The following is a 16590-nucleotide window of genomic DNA, read 5'->3' as shown; positions in this document are numbered from 1 at the left end:
ATTTATCCAGTATATCTCGCACTATGATGAAATGATCCATCCCTGAAAAAGGGGAGCGTCATGTGCACGAACTACCGCAGCCCGACGGAAGATCCGGGGATCAGCGAGCTGCGCATCAGCATCGGGGACCTCTATCGGCGCATGCCCTGGAAGCCCGAGGTCTACCCGGACTACGAGGCGCCGATTGTCAGGATGATCGACGGCGAACAGACGGCGCATCTGGCGGTGTTCGGCTTCTGGCCGCGCTTCATGCAGCCCGAGCGGCGCGACGAGCAGGGGCGAAGGAAGCAGAAGCTGAATACCGTGAACGCGCGTGCGGAGACGATCGGTTCGTCGCGGCTCTACGGCGCGGCATGGCGAGCCGGGCAGCGCTGCCTCATTCCATGCGAGTGGGTCTACGAGCCGTGCTACGAAACCGGGCGGAACGTCTGGCACCGCGTCGGCCTGGCCGGCTGGCGGCCGTATTGCGTTGCCGGTGTCTGGAAGCGGTATGTGGACGAAGACGGACGGTTGCTGGTCGGGATGTCGATGCTCACGGTCAATGCGGACGGACATGCCGTGATGACGCGCATGCACAAGCCGGGTGACGAGAAGAGATCGGTCGTCATTCTGCGGCGCGCCGATTACGACGAATGGCTGGCGGCGAAGAACGTCGATGCCGCACGATCGCTGCTGCAGCTTTATCCGGGCGACGAGATGGCGGCGAGCCCCGTTTCGTGACGTGCACGCAGCGAATATGGCATCGGCGGCACGAGGCTATTGAGTGGAGCGCCTGTCCTGTCGACGGACTTCGTTCGTCATCTTTCGAACGCTGACTAGGACTTTGCAGCCGAAGTCGACGCGACTTCCGATTGAGGGTAACGGTAACGACGAACGCTTGCGTATTTGCAGCGCAATGCCCGATCGGCGCGGCGGCGCATCGCTACGTAGCCGGCCGATAACCGAGCACCGCGCTCGTCGCGTCGGCTTCGCGCCGCAGCGCGGCAGCGGCTTCTCCGTCGAGCGACGCATCGAACGCCCCGGTCGCGCCGAGCACGGTCAGCGCCGCGCATACGTGCCCCGTGTAATCGCGGAGCGGCGCGGACACCGCGCTGATGCCCTTCAGATTCGTGTCGCGCACCGCCGCGCAGCCGGCCGCTCGCACGGCGCGGCGCAGCGCGCCGATCGGATCCCGCGTGTCCAGTTGCGCGCGCAGCTCGTCGGGGGCCGTCGCGAGCTCGGCCTGAGCCATCGCATCGATCGTTGAATCGTCGAGCAGGCCGAGAAACAGCCGGCCAGTCGCGGACCCGAGCAGCGACAGCACCGAACCCGCACGCACGTTGACGATCACGGGCAGCCCCGGCTCCTCGATGCGCAGGATCGTCGGCCCGCGGTTGCCCATCACGGCGACGAAGCATGTCAGCTCGAGCGCCTCGCGTAGCCGCATGAGCGCGGGCTCCGCCGCGCGGATCGGTTCGGCCTGGCGCATCGCGGCGACGCCGATCAGCAGCGCCTCGGTGCCGAGGCAGTACTGCTGCGTGCCGCGATCCTGCGACACGAAGCCCTCTTCGATCAGGCTTGCCAGATAGCGGTGCACTTTCGCCGGACTTTCGTCGACGTGCATCGCGAGGGCCGTCAGCGTCGCGCGTCCGCCGAGCCGCGCGAGTCCCTTGAGCACCGCCATGCCTGTCGCGGCCGCCTGCACGCGCTGCCGCCGCTCGCGCGGCGCGGGCGTCGAGCGCGGCGGCGGAGTCGGCGCGGGCGCATGGTGCGCACGGGTGCGGGTTGCCTTCGCGGGCTTCGGGGTAGGGGCCTTTTTTGTCATCAGCGCGATTGTAGAGCGTGTTGTAGCGGTCAGGCGGCGGCCGGCAGGCGCTGCGCGAGCGGCGCGACTACGATGGGAATGTGATGCAGGTTAACCCCGATCATTGATTTACGCAATGCGTACTAGAGTTACGCAAAACGTAATTGCCAATTGGAGGACTGCCATGACGAACGTCGCGTCCAAGCCGGCTCCGCATGCCGCGCAGTGTCCGTTCCATTCCGCTTCGCCCGGCGCCGCCGCGCATCCGGCCAGCTGTCCGGCGAGCGCCGGGGCGGCCGCGTTCGATCCGTTCGACGACGCGTATCAGCAGGACCCGCCCGAATACGTGCGCTGGGCGCGCGAACAGGAGCCGGTGTTTTACAGCCCGAAGCTCGGCTACTGGGTCGTCGCGCGCTACGACGACATCAAGGCGATCTTCCGCGACAACCGGACCTTCAGCCCGTCGATCGCGCTCGAGAAGATCACGCCGACCGGAGCGGAAGCGAATGCGGTGCTCGCGTCGTACGGCTATGCGATGAATCGCACGCTCGTCAACGAGGACGAGCCCGTGCACACGGCGCGGCGGCGCTTGCTGATCGAGCCGTTCACGCCCGACGCGCTGCGCGCGCACGAGCCGATGGTGCGGCGGCTCGCGCGCGAATACGTCGACCGCTTCGTCGACGACGGGCGCGCGGACCTCGTCGACCAGATGCTGTGGGAGGTGCCGCTCACGGTCGCGCTGCATTTCCTTGGTGTTCCCGAAGAGGACATGGATACGCTGCGCCAATACTCGATCGCGCACACCGTCAACACGTGGGGCCGGCCGCGGCCGGAAGAGCAGGTCGCGGTCGCGCATGCGGTCGGGCAGTTCTGGCAGTACGCCGGTCAGGTGCTCGACAGGATGCGCGAGGATCCGTCGGGGCCCGGCTGGATGCAGTTCGGCATCCGCATGCAGCGCGAGCATCCGGACATCGTCACCGATTCGTACCTGCATTCGATGATGATGGCGGGCATCGTCGCCGCGCACGAAACCACCGCGAACGCGACCGCGAATGCGCTGAAGCTGTTGCTGCAGCACCCGCACGCGTGGCGCGAGCTCTGCGAAGATGCGTCGCTGATTCCGAATGCGGTCGACGAATGCCTGCGCCACAACGGCTCGATCGCCGCGTGGCGACGGCTCGCGACCTGCGATGCGACAGTCGACGGCGTCGCGATTCCGGCGGGCGCGAAGCTGCTGATCGTCACGTCGTCGGCGAATCGCGACGAACGCCGCTTCGCCGATCCGGATCTGTTCGACATCCATCGCGACAACCCGGCCGATCACCTGACATTCGGCTATGGCTCGCATCAATGCATGGGCAAGCATCTCGCGCGCATGGAGATGCAGATCTTCATCGACGAATTGACGCGCCGCCTGCCGCACATGCGGCTCGCCGAACAGCGCTTCACGTACGTGCCGAACACATCGTTTCGCGGTCCGGAGCATCTTTGGGTCGAATGGGAACCGGCCGCGAATCCGGAGCGGCTGCGCGCGGATGCTCGGCGCTTCGCGCTGACCGTGCGGATCGGCGAATCGAACGCGCGCAGCGCGGGGCGCGCGTTGCGAGTCGATAGCGTGACGCCCGTGGCCGAGCGCATTCTGCGCGTGCGTCTCGTCGCGCCGGACGGTGCGCCGTTGCCGCGCTGGGGCGCGGGCGCGCACATCGACGTCGAATGCGGCGACACCGGTCTTTCCCGGCAGTATTCGCTATGCGGCGATCCGGCCGAGCGCGGCGCGTACGAGATCGCCGTGCTGCGCGAGCCGGCGAGTCGCGGCGGCTCCGCATGGATGCATGAGCGCTTGCAGTCCGGCATGCGCGTGAGGATTCGCGGGCCGCGCAACCATTTCCCGCTCGACGAACGCGCGAGCCGCGCGATCCTGATCGCGGGCGGCATCGGCATCACGCCGATCGCCGCGATCGCGCGGGAAGCGCGCGCACGCGGCGTCGATTACGCGCTGCATTACAGCGGGCGCAGCCGCCGCACGATGGCGTTCGTCGACGAGCTCGCCGCGCTGCACGGCAATCGGCTGCATTTGCACGTATCGGACGAATGCACGCGTCACGATTTCGCCGCGCTCGACGTTGCGCCCGGCACGCAGGTCTATGCATGCGGGCCGGCGCGGATGCTCGATGCGCTCGCCGCGTGCGCGCCGCGCTGGCCGGCGCACGCACTGCGCGTCGAGCATTTCGCGGCCGGCGCGCCGCGCTTCGATCCGGCCGCCGGGCAATCGTTCGAAGTCGAGCTGAAGGATTCGGGCGTCACGCTGACGGTGCCTGCGAACCGGACGCTGCTCGCGACGCTGCGCGCGGCGAACGTCGACGTGCAGAGCGATTGCGAGGAAGGACTGTGCGGCTCGTGCGAAGTGCGCGTGCTCGCAGGCGAAGTCGATCATCGCGACAGCGTGCTGAGCACGGGCGAGCGCGCAGCGAACACGCGGATGATGGCGTGCTGTTCGCGCGCGAAGCGCGGGCGGCTCGTGCTCGAGCTGTAGCGCCTGTCCGCCCCCGGCGAAAAACGACTGAGACAAGACAAGGAGACGACGGATGAGTACGCGAGTGGACGTGCGGGAGATGCTCGACAACAGCCGCTTCGGCGCGCATCAATGGGCGATCGTCGCGCTGTGCGCGGCGTGCCTCGTGATGGACGGATTCGATGTGCAGGCGATGGGGTACGTCGCGCCGGTCGTGATCCGGGAATGGGGGATCGCGAAGGAGACGCTGTCGCCCGTGTTCGGCGCCGGATTGTTCGGGATGCTGATCGGTTCGCTCGTGTTCAGCACGCTCGCCGACAAGATCGGCCGGCGTCCGGTGCTGATCGGCGCGACGCTGTTCTTTTCCGTCTGCATGATCGCGACCGGCTTCGCGCAGTCGATCGCGCAACTGATCGGCTGGCGCTTCGCGGCCGGCCTCGGGCTCGGCTGCATCATTCCGAATGCGATGGCGCTCGCCGGAGAATACAGCCCGCGGCGCATTCGCGTGTCGCTGATGATGATCGTCTCGTGCGGCTTCACGGTCGGCGGCGTGGTCGGCGGGCTCATCACCGCCGCGCTGATTCCGCACGTCGGCTGGCGAGCCGTGTTTTTCTTCGGCGGCGCGATTCCGCTCGCGATCGGCTTGCTGATGTTCATCGCGTTGCCGGAGTCGATCCAGTTCCTGCTGTTTCGCGACGGCGGCGCGGCGCGCGCACGCCGGCAGCTCGAGCGCATCGTGCCCGCGGCGTCGCTGCCGCACGATGCGGTGCTCGTCGGCGTCGAATCGAATCGCGCGGGGATGCCGTTCGTCGCGCTGTTCCAGGACGGCCGCGCGCGCGTCACGCTGCTGCTGTGGCTCGTCAATTTCGCGAACCTGCTCGACATGTACTTCCTGTCGAACTGGCTGCCGACGGTCATGCGCGACGCCGGCTATCCGACGTCGACCGCCGTGCTCGCCGGCACCGCGCTATGGGCGGGCGGCGTGATCGGCACGCTCGCGCTCGGCCGCATCATCGACCGGATCGGCTTCACGACCGTGCTCGCGACGACGTTCCTGCTCGCGATCGTCGCGATCGCGTCGATCGGGCATCCGCTCGTGCTGGCGTCGCTCGTCGCGGTGTTCGCGGCGATCTTCCTGACCGGGTTCTCGATCATCGGCGGACAGCCCGCGCTCAATGCGCTCGCGGCGGTCTACTATCCGACTTCGCTGCGCTCGACCGGGATCGGCTGGAGCCTCGGCATCGGGCGGATCGGCTCCGTCGTCGGCCCGGTGCTCGGCGGCGCGCTGATGCATCTGCAATGGTCGTCGTCGTCGCTGTTTCTCGCGGCGGCGGTGCCGGCGTGCGTGTCGATGGCGGGGATCGTCGCGATCGCGCGTTCGGGCTTCGTCGGCGCGAGTGCAGCAACCGGTGCGCGACGCGCGGCCGCCGCGAGCGACTGACGCGGAGCCGGCGGCAGGTGTCGTGAAGACTCGGTCACGGGGGCTGACCGGGCTGCGATGTCGATGCGCCCGCGAGGCGCGAACGGCTCGCGACGAACGGCGGGCGCGATGGCCGCATGTCGCCGCGAATTCCTGCCGGCTGATCGTGCTCGCGTCGTCGGAGCGCGACGCGCGTGACGCATGCATGTTTGTTGCATCCCGGCCTGGTCAAAGCGGCTCGCACATCCTAATTTAAAAGTGCGCATCGAATCGCCGCATGGCGCGATGCTCGTCGCTATCGGAACGGGACGGGGAAAGCCGCGAGGTACGCAGGCAGAAGACGCGGCGACCGGTTGCCAGGCCGCTTGTGAACGGCCGGTTTCGCACGATCGGATGCGAACGCATCGTTGCGGAGAAATCGAAAACGACTGGCCAATCCGACGGGAATGCCGAACCGAATTGATGCTGTGATGGAAACAGACATGTGACATCGGACACGGCACGCGACACATTCGACGCATTCGACACACGCGACACACTCGACACACTCGACGCGAGAACACAGAACGGATGTCACATTTGATCCACCCACGGATGCACCAAGCAACAAGGCGTCGTCCCGACAGAACGCTCGCATCCGTATCACCAGCCGAGGAGAACCGCGATGGCCTTCAAGATTCTCAGTTGCGACGGTGGCGGCATCAGGGGATTGATCACTGCCTTGCTCATCCAGGATCTCGATCGGCGCAGCGGGATCATCGCGAAGGCAGACGGCTTCGCCGGCACGTCGACGGGCGGCTTGCTGTCGCTGGCGCTCGCGCGCGGCGTGCCGATTTCGCAAGTCGTCGATGTCTACAGGAATCGGGGCTCGGAAATATTTCAGGAAAACCGGGTGTGGCTCGAGCAGAAGGTCGCAATCGAAACCGACGCCGCGACCTTCGCTGCGCTGGCCGGGCCGGGCTTCCTGGCGTGCCAGTACGTCAACACGGGGCTCAGGCGCATCGCGCAGGAACTGCTCGGCGGCGGCGACCTGACCGAGCTGCATCGACTGATCGTCGTCAATTCGGCACGCTTGTGGGACCCGGCCATACAAAGCTGGTCCGCTTGCACGTTCTCGAACGCGAGCGGCAATGCGTATCGCCATGTCGGTCTCGTCGACGCGGCGCTCGCGACGTCGGCCGCGCCTTCCTATTTCCCGCCGTACGAAGTTCCGTCGCTCGGCTACTTCGCGGACGGCGGCGTGTTCGCGAACAATCCGTCGATGACCGCCGTCTCCGAAGTGCTGGCGAGCGGCCTCGGCGGCAATCTCGGAAACTTGCGCGTGCTGTCGCTCGGCACTGGCATCAGCCCGGCGGGCATCCGTCCGAGCGCGGTCGGCGACCCGCGCGGATGGGGCGTGACGACCTGGTTCTGGCCGTTCGAGCGCAATGATGTGCCGGCCTCCGCGTTGCTCGGATTGACGTTCGATGCAACAGCCATGCTGGCGACGCAGCAAGCGCAGCAATTGCTGGGCGCGGGCTACCAGCGCGGCAATTTCGAGCTCGGCGAAACCGTCGAGCTCGACGACTGGCGCAACGCGCCCGTGCTGGAGAGCGAAGCGCTCGCGTACATGAAGACCGCCGAGTGGGAGCGCGTTTGCCAGTGGGTGGACGCGAATTGGCGTTGACGGCATGCGCGGTCTGCGGCGCCGCCGCCGCAGGCGGCTTCGATCGCGGATCGCGGGCATCGCTGGCGAACGAGTTTTTTCGCGGCCGATCCGGCAAGCCGAAGGAATGACGGCGGGCGCTGCCGCCGCGTCGCCCGACCGTGTCCGAATGAAGCGGCGGTCACCCGATTGTCGCCCGGCCGGGCCGCAAGACCGATCGGCATGCGCCGCATGTTTGCGTTGGCGGCGGATGCGGCGCCGGTCGCGCGGAATCCGCCCGCTGTCCGCGTGATGCGACTGGAGCCGAGCCGCGCAAACTCACTGTCAAGCCTTGCTCAGCAGCGCCGCGACCGTCTCGGGGGAGGGCAGCTCGTAAGTCCGCCAGACCAGTGCGCCGCGCCGATCGATCACCTGCGCCTGCGTGCTGTGATTGTCGAGCCCGGTGCGGCCGCCGCCGAAGAACGCCTGTAGCGCATCGACATCCTTCAGCTCGGGCGCGGCGGCGACCCAGCCCGGACGCGCGTCGAAGCGGGCGAGCCATGCGCGCATCCGCTGCGGCGTGTCCTCGAGCGGGCTGATGCTGAGCGACAGCAACTGGACGTCAGGCTTCGGGTGCGGGCCGAGCAGCGCCTGCACGCGCCGGAATACGACGCCCTGGATCGGACACGTCGACGAGCAGCCCGTGTAGAACAATTGCAGCGCCGTGACACGGCCGTCGAGCAGCGCGCGCAGACGGGTCGTGCGACCGTCCGCGGTGCGTACCGGCACGTCCGGCACCGGCACGGGCGGCGTGATCAGGCCGCCGTGATAGCCGCTTTGCACGACCGGGTCCCGCGCGCCCCGCGCCGCCGCGCGCGCCGGTAGCGCGGGCAGCGCCGCTGCGCCGAGCACGGCGGCCAGCAGCGCGCGCCGCCGCGTGCGAATCTCACGTCCGCCCATGCGGACCCTCGTTCAGAAAGCGCCAAAGCGCGGAGCAATCGCGCTCGGTCAATCGGTAACGCGGCATGTCGACATTGATCATCACGTAGGCCGGATCGAGCCCGGTGCGCAGCAGCGCGCAGAACGCGTCCCGGCCGTAGCGGCTCGGCGGACCGCCGCGCCGGCTCTGCAGGTCGGCGAGCCACGTACGCGTGAGGCGCGGCGCGGTCGAATTCGGCACTGCGGCGCCCGCGCCCGCCGCGTGACAATTCGCGCAACGCATGACCGGCGCGGGCAGCTCGCCGGAATGCGTCGACAAGCGTCCGTGCAGCGGCGCGGCGCCCGTGAACAGCGCGAGGCCGCGCGCCGCGCCGTCGTCCGCGCGCGCCGCGTGGCCCGGCCACGCGAGCGCGAGCAGCGTGAGTGTCAGCGCCAGCGTTCGCCAGGCAAGCGATGCGCGGCGCGTGTTGCATTTGCCCCGCATCGTCATGAAATCCGAATCGACGTCGACACGCTCGGCACGCCCTGCGCGTTCAGCGCGAACAGCATGTAGTAGCCGGGCAGGACGACGCCCGCATCGGCGGGAATCGCGAGCCGGTAATCCGTGCCGCCGGACGACGTCATCGCGAGCGGTATGCGTCGCTGGTCGTTGTTCGTCGTATGCGTGACGGATGCGAGGCGCATCAGCACGAACGACGTTACCGGCCCCTGCGTCGACACGCCGATCGACGCGCCGAGACTGGCCGACGCCGGCGCCGACACGATCACGGGGCGCTGCGCCGGCGTGCCGTCCGCGTTGAGCAGGTATGGCGGCGTCAGGATCTCCGCGTTCAGGTGATTCATTGCGCAGCCGGCGCCGCACTGGCCGCCGCCGCCCGCGAACACGCGGCCGTCCGGCATCAGGATCGCCGTGCTGTGATAGGTGCGCGGCGTGTGCATCGGCTTCAGCAGGTTGAAGCGCTGCGTCGCCGGGTCCCAGATTTCCGGAACCATGATCGCGGTCGTGTCGGTGAAGGGCATGGGCACGCTCTGGCCGCCGATCAGCACGACGTTGCCGTTCGGCAAGATCACGCTGTTCGCGAACGCGCGCTGATAGGTCGTGCCGTTCAGGCGCTGCACCGACACCGGCTGATTCGGCCCGCGCGTGATGTCGATCTGATAGACCGAGTTCGACGCGTAGGTCGTGATGCTGCCGTTCTGCTGATACGACTTCGCGCCGCCCGCCTTCAGGATCTTGCCGATGTCGTACAGCGAAGCGGTGCCGTTGATGCTGAAAGGATCGACGCCGCGCGTGCCGGCCGACTGGATCGAGCCGCCGCCGCTCGTCGAGATCCAGTTCATCTGCGCGCTCGGCCCCGCATGGAACACGGTGCCGTTGCCTTGCGCGAACAGCCACAGGTGGTTGTCGCCGCGATAGATCCCTTGCGGGTCCGGGCCGACGATGTTCGTTTCCGGCACGCCGGGCAGCACCGTCCACGCGCCGCCGTTCGTCCACACCTCGGCGCGCTTGCCGCCCTGGCCGCCGCTCCACGAGCCGCCGAGCGTCAGCACCGAGCCGTTCGACAGCAGCGTGTCGCCCTGATAGCCGCGCGGAATGTTCATCGCCGCCGCCGCGCTCCACGTGTTGCTCGTCCAGTCGTAGAGCGTCGTCTTCGGGCTGCTGTCGCCGCCGTTCACGAGCAGCCGGCCGTCAGGCAGCATCGCAGTGCCGGGGCAGAACATGTCCGAGCCGGCCGATGTCTCGATATATTGCGTCGCCTGATTCGTCGCCGGGTCGAACACGGCGGTCTGCGTTTGCGTGGTCTTGCCGCCGACGTCGTTCTGGAAGCCGAACTGCTGATCCGCGGACCACATCACGAGCTTGCCGTTCGGCGTGTTCGCGATGCCGATCGGATTGACGGGCAGCGGAATCACGGGACTCCACGCGGACGGCAGCGTGACCGGGAACGACTGCGGCAGGTCGAGCGAGAACTGGTCGTTGAGCGCATTCGCGTGCTGGCACGGATACTGGATGAACGGCGCGCCAGGCGACAGCGAGCCGCCGCTCACGTTCAGGCACATGCCGCTCGCGACCGAGACGAGGCGGTACTTCGAGCCGGCCGGAACGACCGTCCATTGGTCGTTGGTCTGCGTGTCGGGCTGACAGGGGTACTGGATGATCGGCGCGCCGCTCGCGCGGTTTCCGCCGGACACGTTCAGGCATTGTCCGGTGCTTTGCGACACGACGTGATAGCCGCTGCCCGCCGGCAGCAGCGACCAGCTCGTGCCGCCCTGATTCGAGCACGTGCCCTGCACGATCGATGCGGCGACAGCCGTCGAGCCGCCGCTGACGGTCACGCAGAGATTGCTGTTTGCCGCCGCGATGTTGGTGAACGTCACGACCGGCAGATACAGGTTGAATTGATCATTGAGCGCGCCGGCGCTCTGGCAAGGGTACTGGATCAGCGCCGCGCCGCCCGTGCGCGATGCGCCGCTGACGTTCGCGCACATGCCGCTCGACGCGGACACGATCCGGTAGCTCGAGCCGACCGCGACGATCGTCCATTGATCGTTGGTCTTGCTGCTGTCCTGGCAGGCGTACTGGATCAGTTGCATGCCGCTCGCCTGCGAACTGCCGGGCACGTTCAGGCACAGGCCGCTGCCCTGCAGCACGATGTGATAGCGGTTGCCGACGGGAACGAACGACCATATCGTGTTGCTCAGGCCCGCGCACGACGTCTGAACGACACCCGCGCCCGACGCGGTCGAGTTGCCGGCGGCCGACACGCACAGCCCGCTGTCTGCGCCGATGATGTCCGAATAAGAGGCCGTGACGGCCGCCGCCGCGCCCTGCGGCAGCAATGCGCCGGCGAGCAAAATGCAAAGCCAGCATTGCGCGCGCCGCCACGCGAATCGAAAAAAATGCATCTCCAACCTCGGTATATGGTTTCTCCACGCGCCCGTATTAATAAGCGGCTCAATTAAAATCGACTGTTCGGAACATGACCGAATTGCGGGCGGTTTTCGGGCAGTCGCCGCTTGGAATTGCCGAGGTCGTTTCCGATTCGGCGGCTGTTGGTTAGGACGTAGACTACGTTTCTTGGGACGTCGCCCCCGAGGGCTGCCGGGCAAGAGGCGAGGGCGGACGCGCGTCCGGCGAGCCGGACGAAGCCGGCTGGAAGCGAGCGATGTGCGCTATTCGAATCGATGTGAATCGACATCGGCGAATCCAGGCGTTAAATATTTATTTAAGGAATTCTGCCGACATCGAAGGTTCTCAATATCGGTGATTGGGCGTGGCTTCGTGCTTTTTTATGCTTCCCGCGTTTTCCCTACTATGCGGACGGCTCGCCTCGCCGATATCCAGGAAAAAAGAACGATCGGGAATGAGGGCACCATGAACGAACGAGCGAAAGCAGGCAATCCTTCGATATCGACAGAGCGCGGCGAGCCCGCCGGGGAGAACGACGCACGACCGACGCATGCGGCGAGCGGCGCGCACGCCGACGCGCCGGTCGTGCTGCTCGTCGACGACGAGCCGAGCGTGCTGTCGTCGCTGAAGCGCCTGCTTCGGCCGAAGCGCTATCGCGTGCTGACCGCCGAAAGCGGCGAGGCCGCCCTCGATGCGCTGGCGGCGAACGCGGTCGATGTGATCGTCTCCGACATGCGGATGCCGAACATGAGCGGCGCGGAATGTCTCGCGCGCGCGCGTGAGCGTCGTCCCGACGCGATGCGCATCCTGCTGACCGGCTACTCGGAAATCGATTCCGCGGTGCGCGCGATCAACGAAGCCGCGATCTATCGCTATCTGACGAAGCCCTGGGACGATCACGATCTGCTGCTGACCATCGAGCAGGCGATCGAGCAGCAGCGTTTGCGCCGCGAGGCCGCGCGGCTCGACACGCTTACGCGCGCGCAGAACGAAGCATTGCGCGCGTTCAACGCGGGGCTCGAAGCGCAGGTGCAGGCGCGCACCGAAGAAATCCGCCAGACGATGCTGTTCCTCGAAGACGCGCAATGCGACCTGAAGCACAACTTCGCCGCGATGGTTCAGGTGTGCGCGAACATGATCGAGCTGTGCTGCGGCGCGCTCGGCGGCGAATCGCAGCGCGTCGGCGAAGCCGCGCGCAACCTGGCGCTCGCGCTCGACATGAGCGGCTGGCAGGCGCAGGAGCTGTTCTTCGCGGGCCTGCTGCACGGAATCGGCAAGCTGTCGCTGCCGGACGAACTGCTGCGCAAGCCGCTCGACCGGATGACGCCGGACGAAAGCCGGGTCTATTTCGAACATCCGCTGCGCGCGCAGATGGTGCTCACGCCGGTCCAGCAACTGAGCCGCGTCGCGCACGTGATCCATCACCAATACGAGCGGTTCGACGGCCGCGGCACGCCCGACGGACTCGCGGGCAACGAGATTCCGCTCGGCTCGCGCATCCTCGCCGTCGCACGCGACTTCGAGGCGCTGTGCAGCGGCAGCATGTTCAAGCGGGCGTACACCGTGCAACAGGCGACGGCGGTGCTGGTTTCGCAGGCGGGCCTACGCTACGACGCGCGGATCGTCGACCGGTTCGTCACGCTGTCGAAGGCGCCGTCGGCGCTCGACCGGCAGGCGAGCGTGTCGCGGATCAGCGCAGCGCAGCTCAGGGAAGGGATGCGGCTCGCCGACGATCTTCGCAGCAGCCGCGGCATCCTGCTGATGACCAAGGGAAGCGTCGTGTCTTCGCATCAGGCCGCGCAGGTGCGGCGTTTCGAGGCCACCGAAACGTCGCCGTTCGCGATTCTCGTTCATGTGGCCGGCGGCGCGGAACGGCCGCGCGGCATGTTCGGTTGACGCATCGCAGCCGCGCGCCGAGGCGCTCGACGCCGGCGCGCGGCCACGGAGACACTGGCTCGTTCGAGGCCGTATGACGAAGAGGAGACCTGTCGTGACCTTGTTGCCATCCGCGATTCCCGCGGTGCATTCGACGCAGGCGGACGCGCGCGCCGCCGTGCGGGAAATTCATGCGGCGCTCGAGCGCTGCGACGCTGAACTGGTGTTGTTCTTCTGCTCGAGCCATTTCGATCTCGATGCGCTCGCGCACGAAATACGCGAGCGGTTTCGCGACACGTGCGTGATCGGCTGCACGACCGCGGGCGAAATCGGACCGGCGGGCTACTGCAACGACAGCCTCGTCGCAGTCGCGCTGCCGCGCGCGTCGTTCACCGTCGAGACCGCGCTGCTCGAGCATCTGCAGGCGTTCACGATCGCGCACGGTCAGGCGTGCGCGATCGACGCGCTGCACGATCTGGAGCGGCGCGCGCCGCGCGCGACCGGCGCGAAGCCGTTCGCATTGCTGTTGATCGACGGCCTGTCGGTGCGCGAGGAGCCCGTCACGCGCACGCTGCAGAGCGCGCTCGGCGACATACCGCTCGTCGGCGGCTCGGCCGCCGACGATCTGCGCTTCGAGCGCACCGCGATCTTCTATGAAGGGCGTTTCCATGACGATTGCGCGGCGCTGATCGTCGCATCGACCAAGCTGCCGTTCCGCACGTTCAAGACCCAGCATTTCCGCTGCGGCGACGAGCGGCTCGTCGTCACGCAGGCGGATGCGGAGCGCCGCACCGTCAGCGAGATCAACGGGCTGCCCGCCGCCGACGAATACGCGCGGCTGATCGGCGCGCGCGTCGAAGATCTCAGTCCCGGCCATTTCGCGGCGGCGCCCGTCGTCGTGCTGATCGACGGCACCGATTACGTGCGCTCGATCCAGAAGCTCAATCCCGACGGCAGCCTGACGTTCTACTGCGCGATCGAAGAGGGCCTCGTGCTGCGCGTCGCGCGCGGGCTCGACCTCGTCGACAATCTGCAGGCGACGTTCAGCGGCCTGGGCGATGCGCTCGGCGAGCCGCAGCTCGTGCTCGCTTGGGATTGCATCCTGCGTCATCTCGAGATGACGCAGCAGGGCACGCGCGACACGGTCGCCCAGTTGCTGAAGGCGAACCGCGCGGTCGGCTTCAGCACCTACGGCGAACAGTACGGCGGCGTTCACGTGAACCAGACGCTGACGGGCATCGTCTTCAGCCATGCGCCGGAGTCCGAGCGTGGCTGAGTCGCGCCTCGTCGACGATGAGTCGGCCGACATTCCGTCGCTGAAGAAGGAGATCGTGCGGCTGAACAAGATCGTGCGCTCGCTGATGGATCGGGCCGAGCGCAGCACGATCGTCTGCGGATCGGACTTCAGCCTGTTCCAGATGGCGGTCACGCTGGAGGACCAGGTGCGGCATCGCACGCGCGAGCTGGAAGCGGCGCTGCACGAGAACCAGAAGATCATGCACGCGCTGCAGCGCACGCAGGCGCTGATGAAGCAGGAGATCGACGAGCGGCGAAGGACGCAGGCGGAACTCGAGACCGAACGCGAAGCGCAGCGCCATTTGATCGAGCAGCTTGCGCAGGCGCACGGGAAGCTGCTGCAATCCGAGAAGCTCGCGTCGATCGGCCAGCTCGCGGCGGGCGTCGCGCACGAGATCAACAATCCGATCGGCTTCGTCGATTCGAATCTGCGCATGCTGAAGACGTGGGTGAGACAGTTGCTCGACGTGATGGCGCTGCAGGACACGATGGCCGGCGATCTCGGCGACGATGCGCGGGCCCGCCTGCGCACGGCGCACGAAGCGGCCGATCTGGATTATCTGCGCGGCGACATCGGCACGCTGATCGACGAATCGATCGAGGGCGCGTCGCGCGTGCGGCGGATCGTGCAGGACCTGCGCGACTTCTCGCGCGCGGGCACCGAGGAATGGAGCTTCGCCGACATCCACAAGGGCCTGGAGGCGACGCTGAACGTGGCGCGCAACGAACTGAAGTACAAGGCGGACGTCGTCAAGGATTACGGCGAGCTGCCGCCCGTCGAATGCATGCCGTCGCAGTTGAACCAGGTCGTCATGAATCTGCTGATGAACGCGGTGCAGGCGATTGTCGAACGCGGCACCATCACGATCCGCACGCGCCGGGAGGGCGATGGCGTGACGATCGCGGTCGAGGATACCGGCGTCGGCATGCCGGCTGACCGGCTCGCGAAGATCTTCGATCCGTTCTATACGACGAAGCCCGTCGGCATGGGAACCGGGCTTGGGCTATCGGTTTCGTATGGAATCGTCGAAAAGCACGGCGGCAGGATCGCGGTCGACACCGAGCCGGGCAAAGGGTCGTGCTTCACGATCTGGCTGCCGATCGTGCGTCAGCGAACCGAGCCGGCGGAACATTGACCGATGCGCTGCCGGATTACCGGTTCCCGCCACGGAGCATGCGCGCGCTCCATCCGTCGACGCGGCATGTGCCGCGGAAGATTCGCGCGCGGGTCGATTTCATGAAGCGCTGCGTTCGGCGGCGTGCGGACGTCTGACGCGTCGTGCGCCGGATCGGAATGCAATCCGTATTGCGCGGTCGGTCGAGCCATGCGGCGCGCGCCGTGGCCGTGGCCGGCATCGGCCGGCTTCGATCGCGCGACGCCGCTAGCCTTCCGTTCTTTCGAAGGCTGCCCCCGCAAATACCGCATTGTCCGGTGCGAATCGAGTGGCGACAATGAGCTCGTTGTCCCACTCGGCGACGCGCATCGAACCATGTCAGTCCCCTACGACGCGGCTGCATCGGCATCGCGCAGCTGGCTGTTCACGCCGGCCGCGCGCCCGGATCGCTTCGCGAAAGCGCGCGAGTGCGGCGCGGCTTCGCGAGGCGCGGCCGTCGTCGACGGCCGCATGGTCGACGAAGCCGTCGCGCGTCGAAGGCAACCCCCCGTTCTTTCTTTGACAAGGAGACGAGCATGAGCACGACGATTCCCGCCTATCGACAAATCGGCGACAAGCGTTTTCGTGAGATATCCGGCCTGTATTTCGAGGATTTCGAGCCGGGCAACGTCTACGAGCACCGTCCGGGCCGCACGATCACGGACGTCGACAACATCTGGATGACGCTCCTGACGATGAATACGCAGCAGGTGCATTTCGACGCCGAATACGCGGCGAAGACCGAGTGGAAGAAGCTGCTCGTCGACAGCACGTTCACGCTCGCGCTGCTGACGGGCATGAGCGTGCGCACGGTCAGCGCGAAGGTGGTCGCGAATCTCGGCTGGGACAAGGTGAGGGCGAGCGCGCCCGTGTTCGCGGGCGACACGCTCTATGCCGAATCGACGGTGCTGTCGCGCCGCGAATCGAAGAGCCGGCCGACGCAGGGGATCGTGACCGTCGAGACGAAAGGCGTCAATCAGCACGGTGTCATCGTGATGTCGTTCGAACGCACGATGCTGATCTACAAGCGCGGCCAATCCCCGGAAGCCGAAGCCAACTATTGAACGTGAACGTCA

12 protein-coding genes are annotated in these 16590 nt (G+C 67.1%); 8 read left to right on the top strand and 4 right to left on the bottom strand.

Features of this window, described 5'->3' with window-relative positions:
- Positions 1-60: 60 nt before the first annotated feature.
- Positions 61-720: an SOS response-associated peptidase gene (locus WS62_RS05250; RefSeq protein WP_066568607.1), complete on the top strand. Its 660-nt coding sequence runs from the start codon at positions 61-63 to the stop codon at positions 718-720.
- A 202-nt stretch (positions 721-922) separates the two neighbouring features.
- On the opposite strand, the gene WS62_RS05245 is transcribed toward WS62_RS05250, so the two are convergent.
- On the bottom strand, positions 923-1804 hold the full coding sequence (locus WS62_RS05245) for an IclR family transcriptional regulator (RefSeq protein ID WP_082720710.1): 882 nt from the start codon (positions 1802-1804) through the stop codon (positions 923-925).
- A gap of 163 nt (positions 1805-1967) precedes the next feature.
- On the opposite strand from WS62_RS05245, the gene WS62_RS05240 reads away from it, so the two are divergent.
- The 3 genes from WS62_RS05240 to WS62_RS05230 all read left to right on the top strand — a co-directional run bounded on the left by WS62_RS05240 (position 1968) and on the right by WS62_RS05230 (position 7381).
- Positions 1968-4316 (top strand): cytochrome P450/oxidoreductase, encoded by a 2349-nt coding sequence (locus tag WS62_RS05240; RefSeq protein ID WP_066568604.1) that lies wholly within the window; start codon positions 1968-1970, stop codon positions 4314-4316.
- Positions 4317-4368: 52 nt separating this feature from the next.
- The gene (locus WS62_RS05235; RefSeq protein ID WP_066568602.1) at positions 4369-5736 is read left to right on the top strand and encodes an MFS transporter; all 1368 of its coding nucleotides are present in this window, start codon (positions 4369-4371) and stop codon (positions 5734-5736) included.
- A 643-nt stretch (positions 5737-6379) separates the two neighbouring features.
- Positions 6380-7381, top strand: a complete 1002-nt coding sequence (locus WS62_RS05230; protein WP_066568600.1) for a patatin-like phospholipase family protein — start codon at positions 6380-6382, stop codon at positions 7379-7381.
- A 303-nt stretch (positions 7382-7684) separates the two neighbouring features.
- Here the strand turns inward: WS62_RS05230 and WS62_RS05225 are convergent, their stop codons facing one another.
- The 3 genes from WS62_RS05225 to WS62_RS05215 are packed head-to-tail and all read right to left on the bottom strand — an operon-like array spanning position 7685 to position 11185.
- On the bottom strand, positions 7685-8299 hold the full coding sequence (locus WS62_RS05225) for an SCO family protein (RefSeq protein ID WP_066568598.1): 615 nt from the start codon (positions 8297-8299) through the stop codon (positions 7685-7687).
- Positions 8286-8768 (bottom strand): hypothetical protein, encoded by a 483-nt coding sequence (locus WS62_RS05220; protein WP_066568597.1) that lies wholly within the window; start codon positions 8766-8768, stop codon positions 8286-8288. The genes WS62_RS05225 and WS62_RS05220 overlap by 14 nt, the downstream gene beginning before the upstream one ends.
- Complete coding sequence (locus WS62_RS05215) at positions 8765-11185, bottom strand: RICIN domain-containing protein (RefSeq protein WP_066568673.1); 2421 nt, start codon at positions 11183-11185, stop codon at positions 8765-8767. Before WS62_RS05215 ends, WS62_RS05220 begins: the two co-directional genes overlap by 4 nt.
- A gap of 469 nt (positions 11186-11654) precedes the next feature.
- Between WS62_RS05215 and WS62_RS05210 the strand changes: the two genes are divergently transcribed.
- From WS62_RS05210 to ripB, 4 genes are all read left to right on the top strand, one after another.
- Positions 11655-13085, top strand: coding sequence for an HD domain-containing phosphohydrolase (locus WS62_RS05210; RefSeq protein ID WP_066568596.1), 1431 nt, complete (start codon positions 11655-11657; stop codon positions 13083-13085).
- Positions 13086-13158: 73 nt separating this feature from the next.
- Complete coding sequence (gene nosP, locus WS62_RS05205; RefSeq protein WP_066568665.1) at positions 13159-14340, top strand: nitric oxide-sensing protein NosP; 1182 nt, start codon at positions 13159-13161, stop codon at positions 14338-14340.
- Complete coding sequence (locus WS62_RS05200) at positions 14333-15496, top strand: histidine kinase (protein ID WP_066568668.1); 1164 nt, start codon at positions 14333-14335, stop codon at positions 15494-15496. The genes nosP and WS62_RS05200 overlap by 8 nt, the downstream gene beginning before the upstream one ends.
- Positions 15497-16050: 554 nt before the next feature.
- Complete coding sequence (gene ripB, locus WS62_RS05190; protein ID WP_066568589.1) at positions 16051-16578, top strand: (R)-specific enoyl-CoA hydratase RipB/Ich; 528 nt, start codon at positions 16051-16053, stop codon at positions 16576-16578.
- Positions 16579-16590 lie beyond the last annotated feature (12 nt).

It is taken from the genome of Burkholderia sp. ABCPW 14 (assembly GCF_001523835.1).
GTDB lineage: Bacteria > Pseudomonadota > Gammaproteobacteria > Burkholderiales > Burkholderiaceae > Burkholderia > Burkholderia mayonis.
This window is presented reverse-complemented; position numbering and strand designations above follow the sequence as displayed.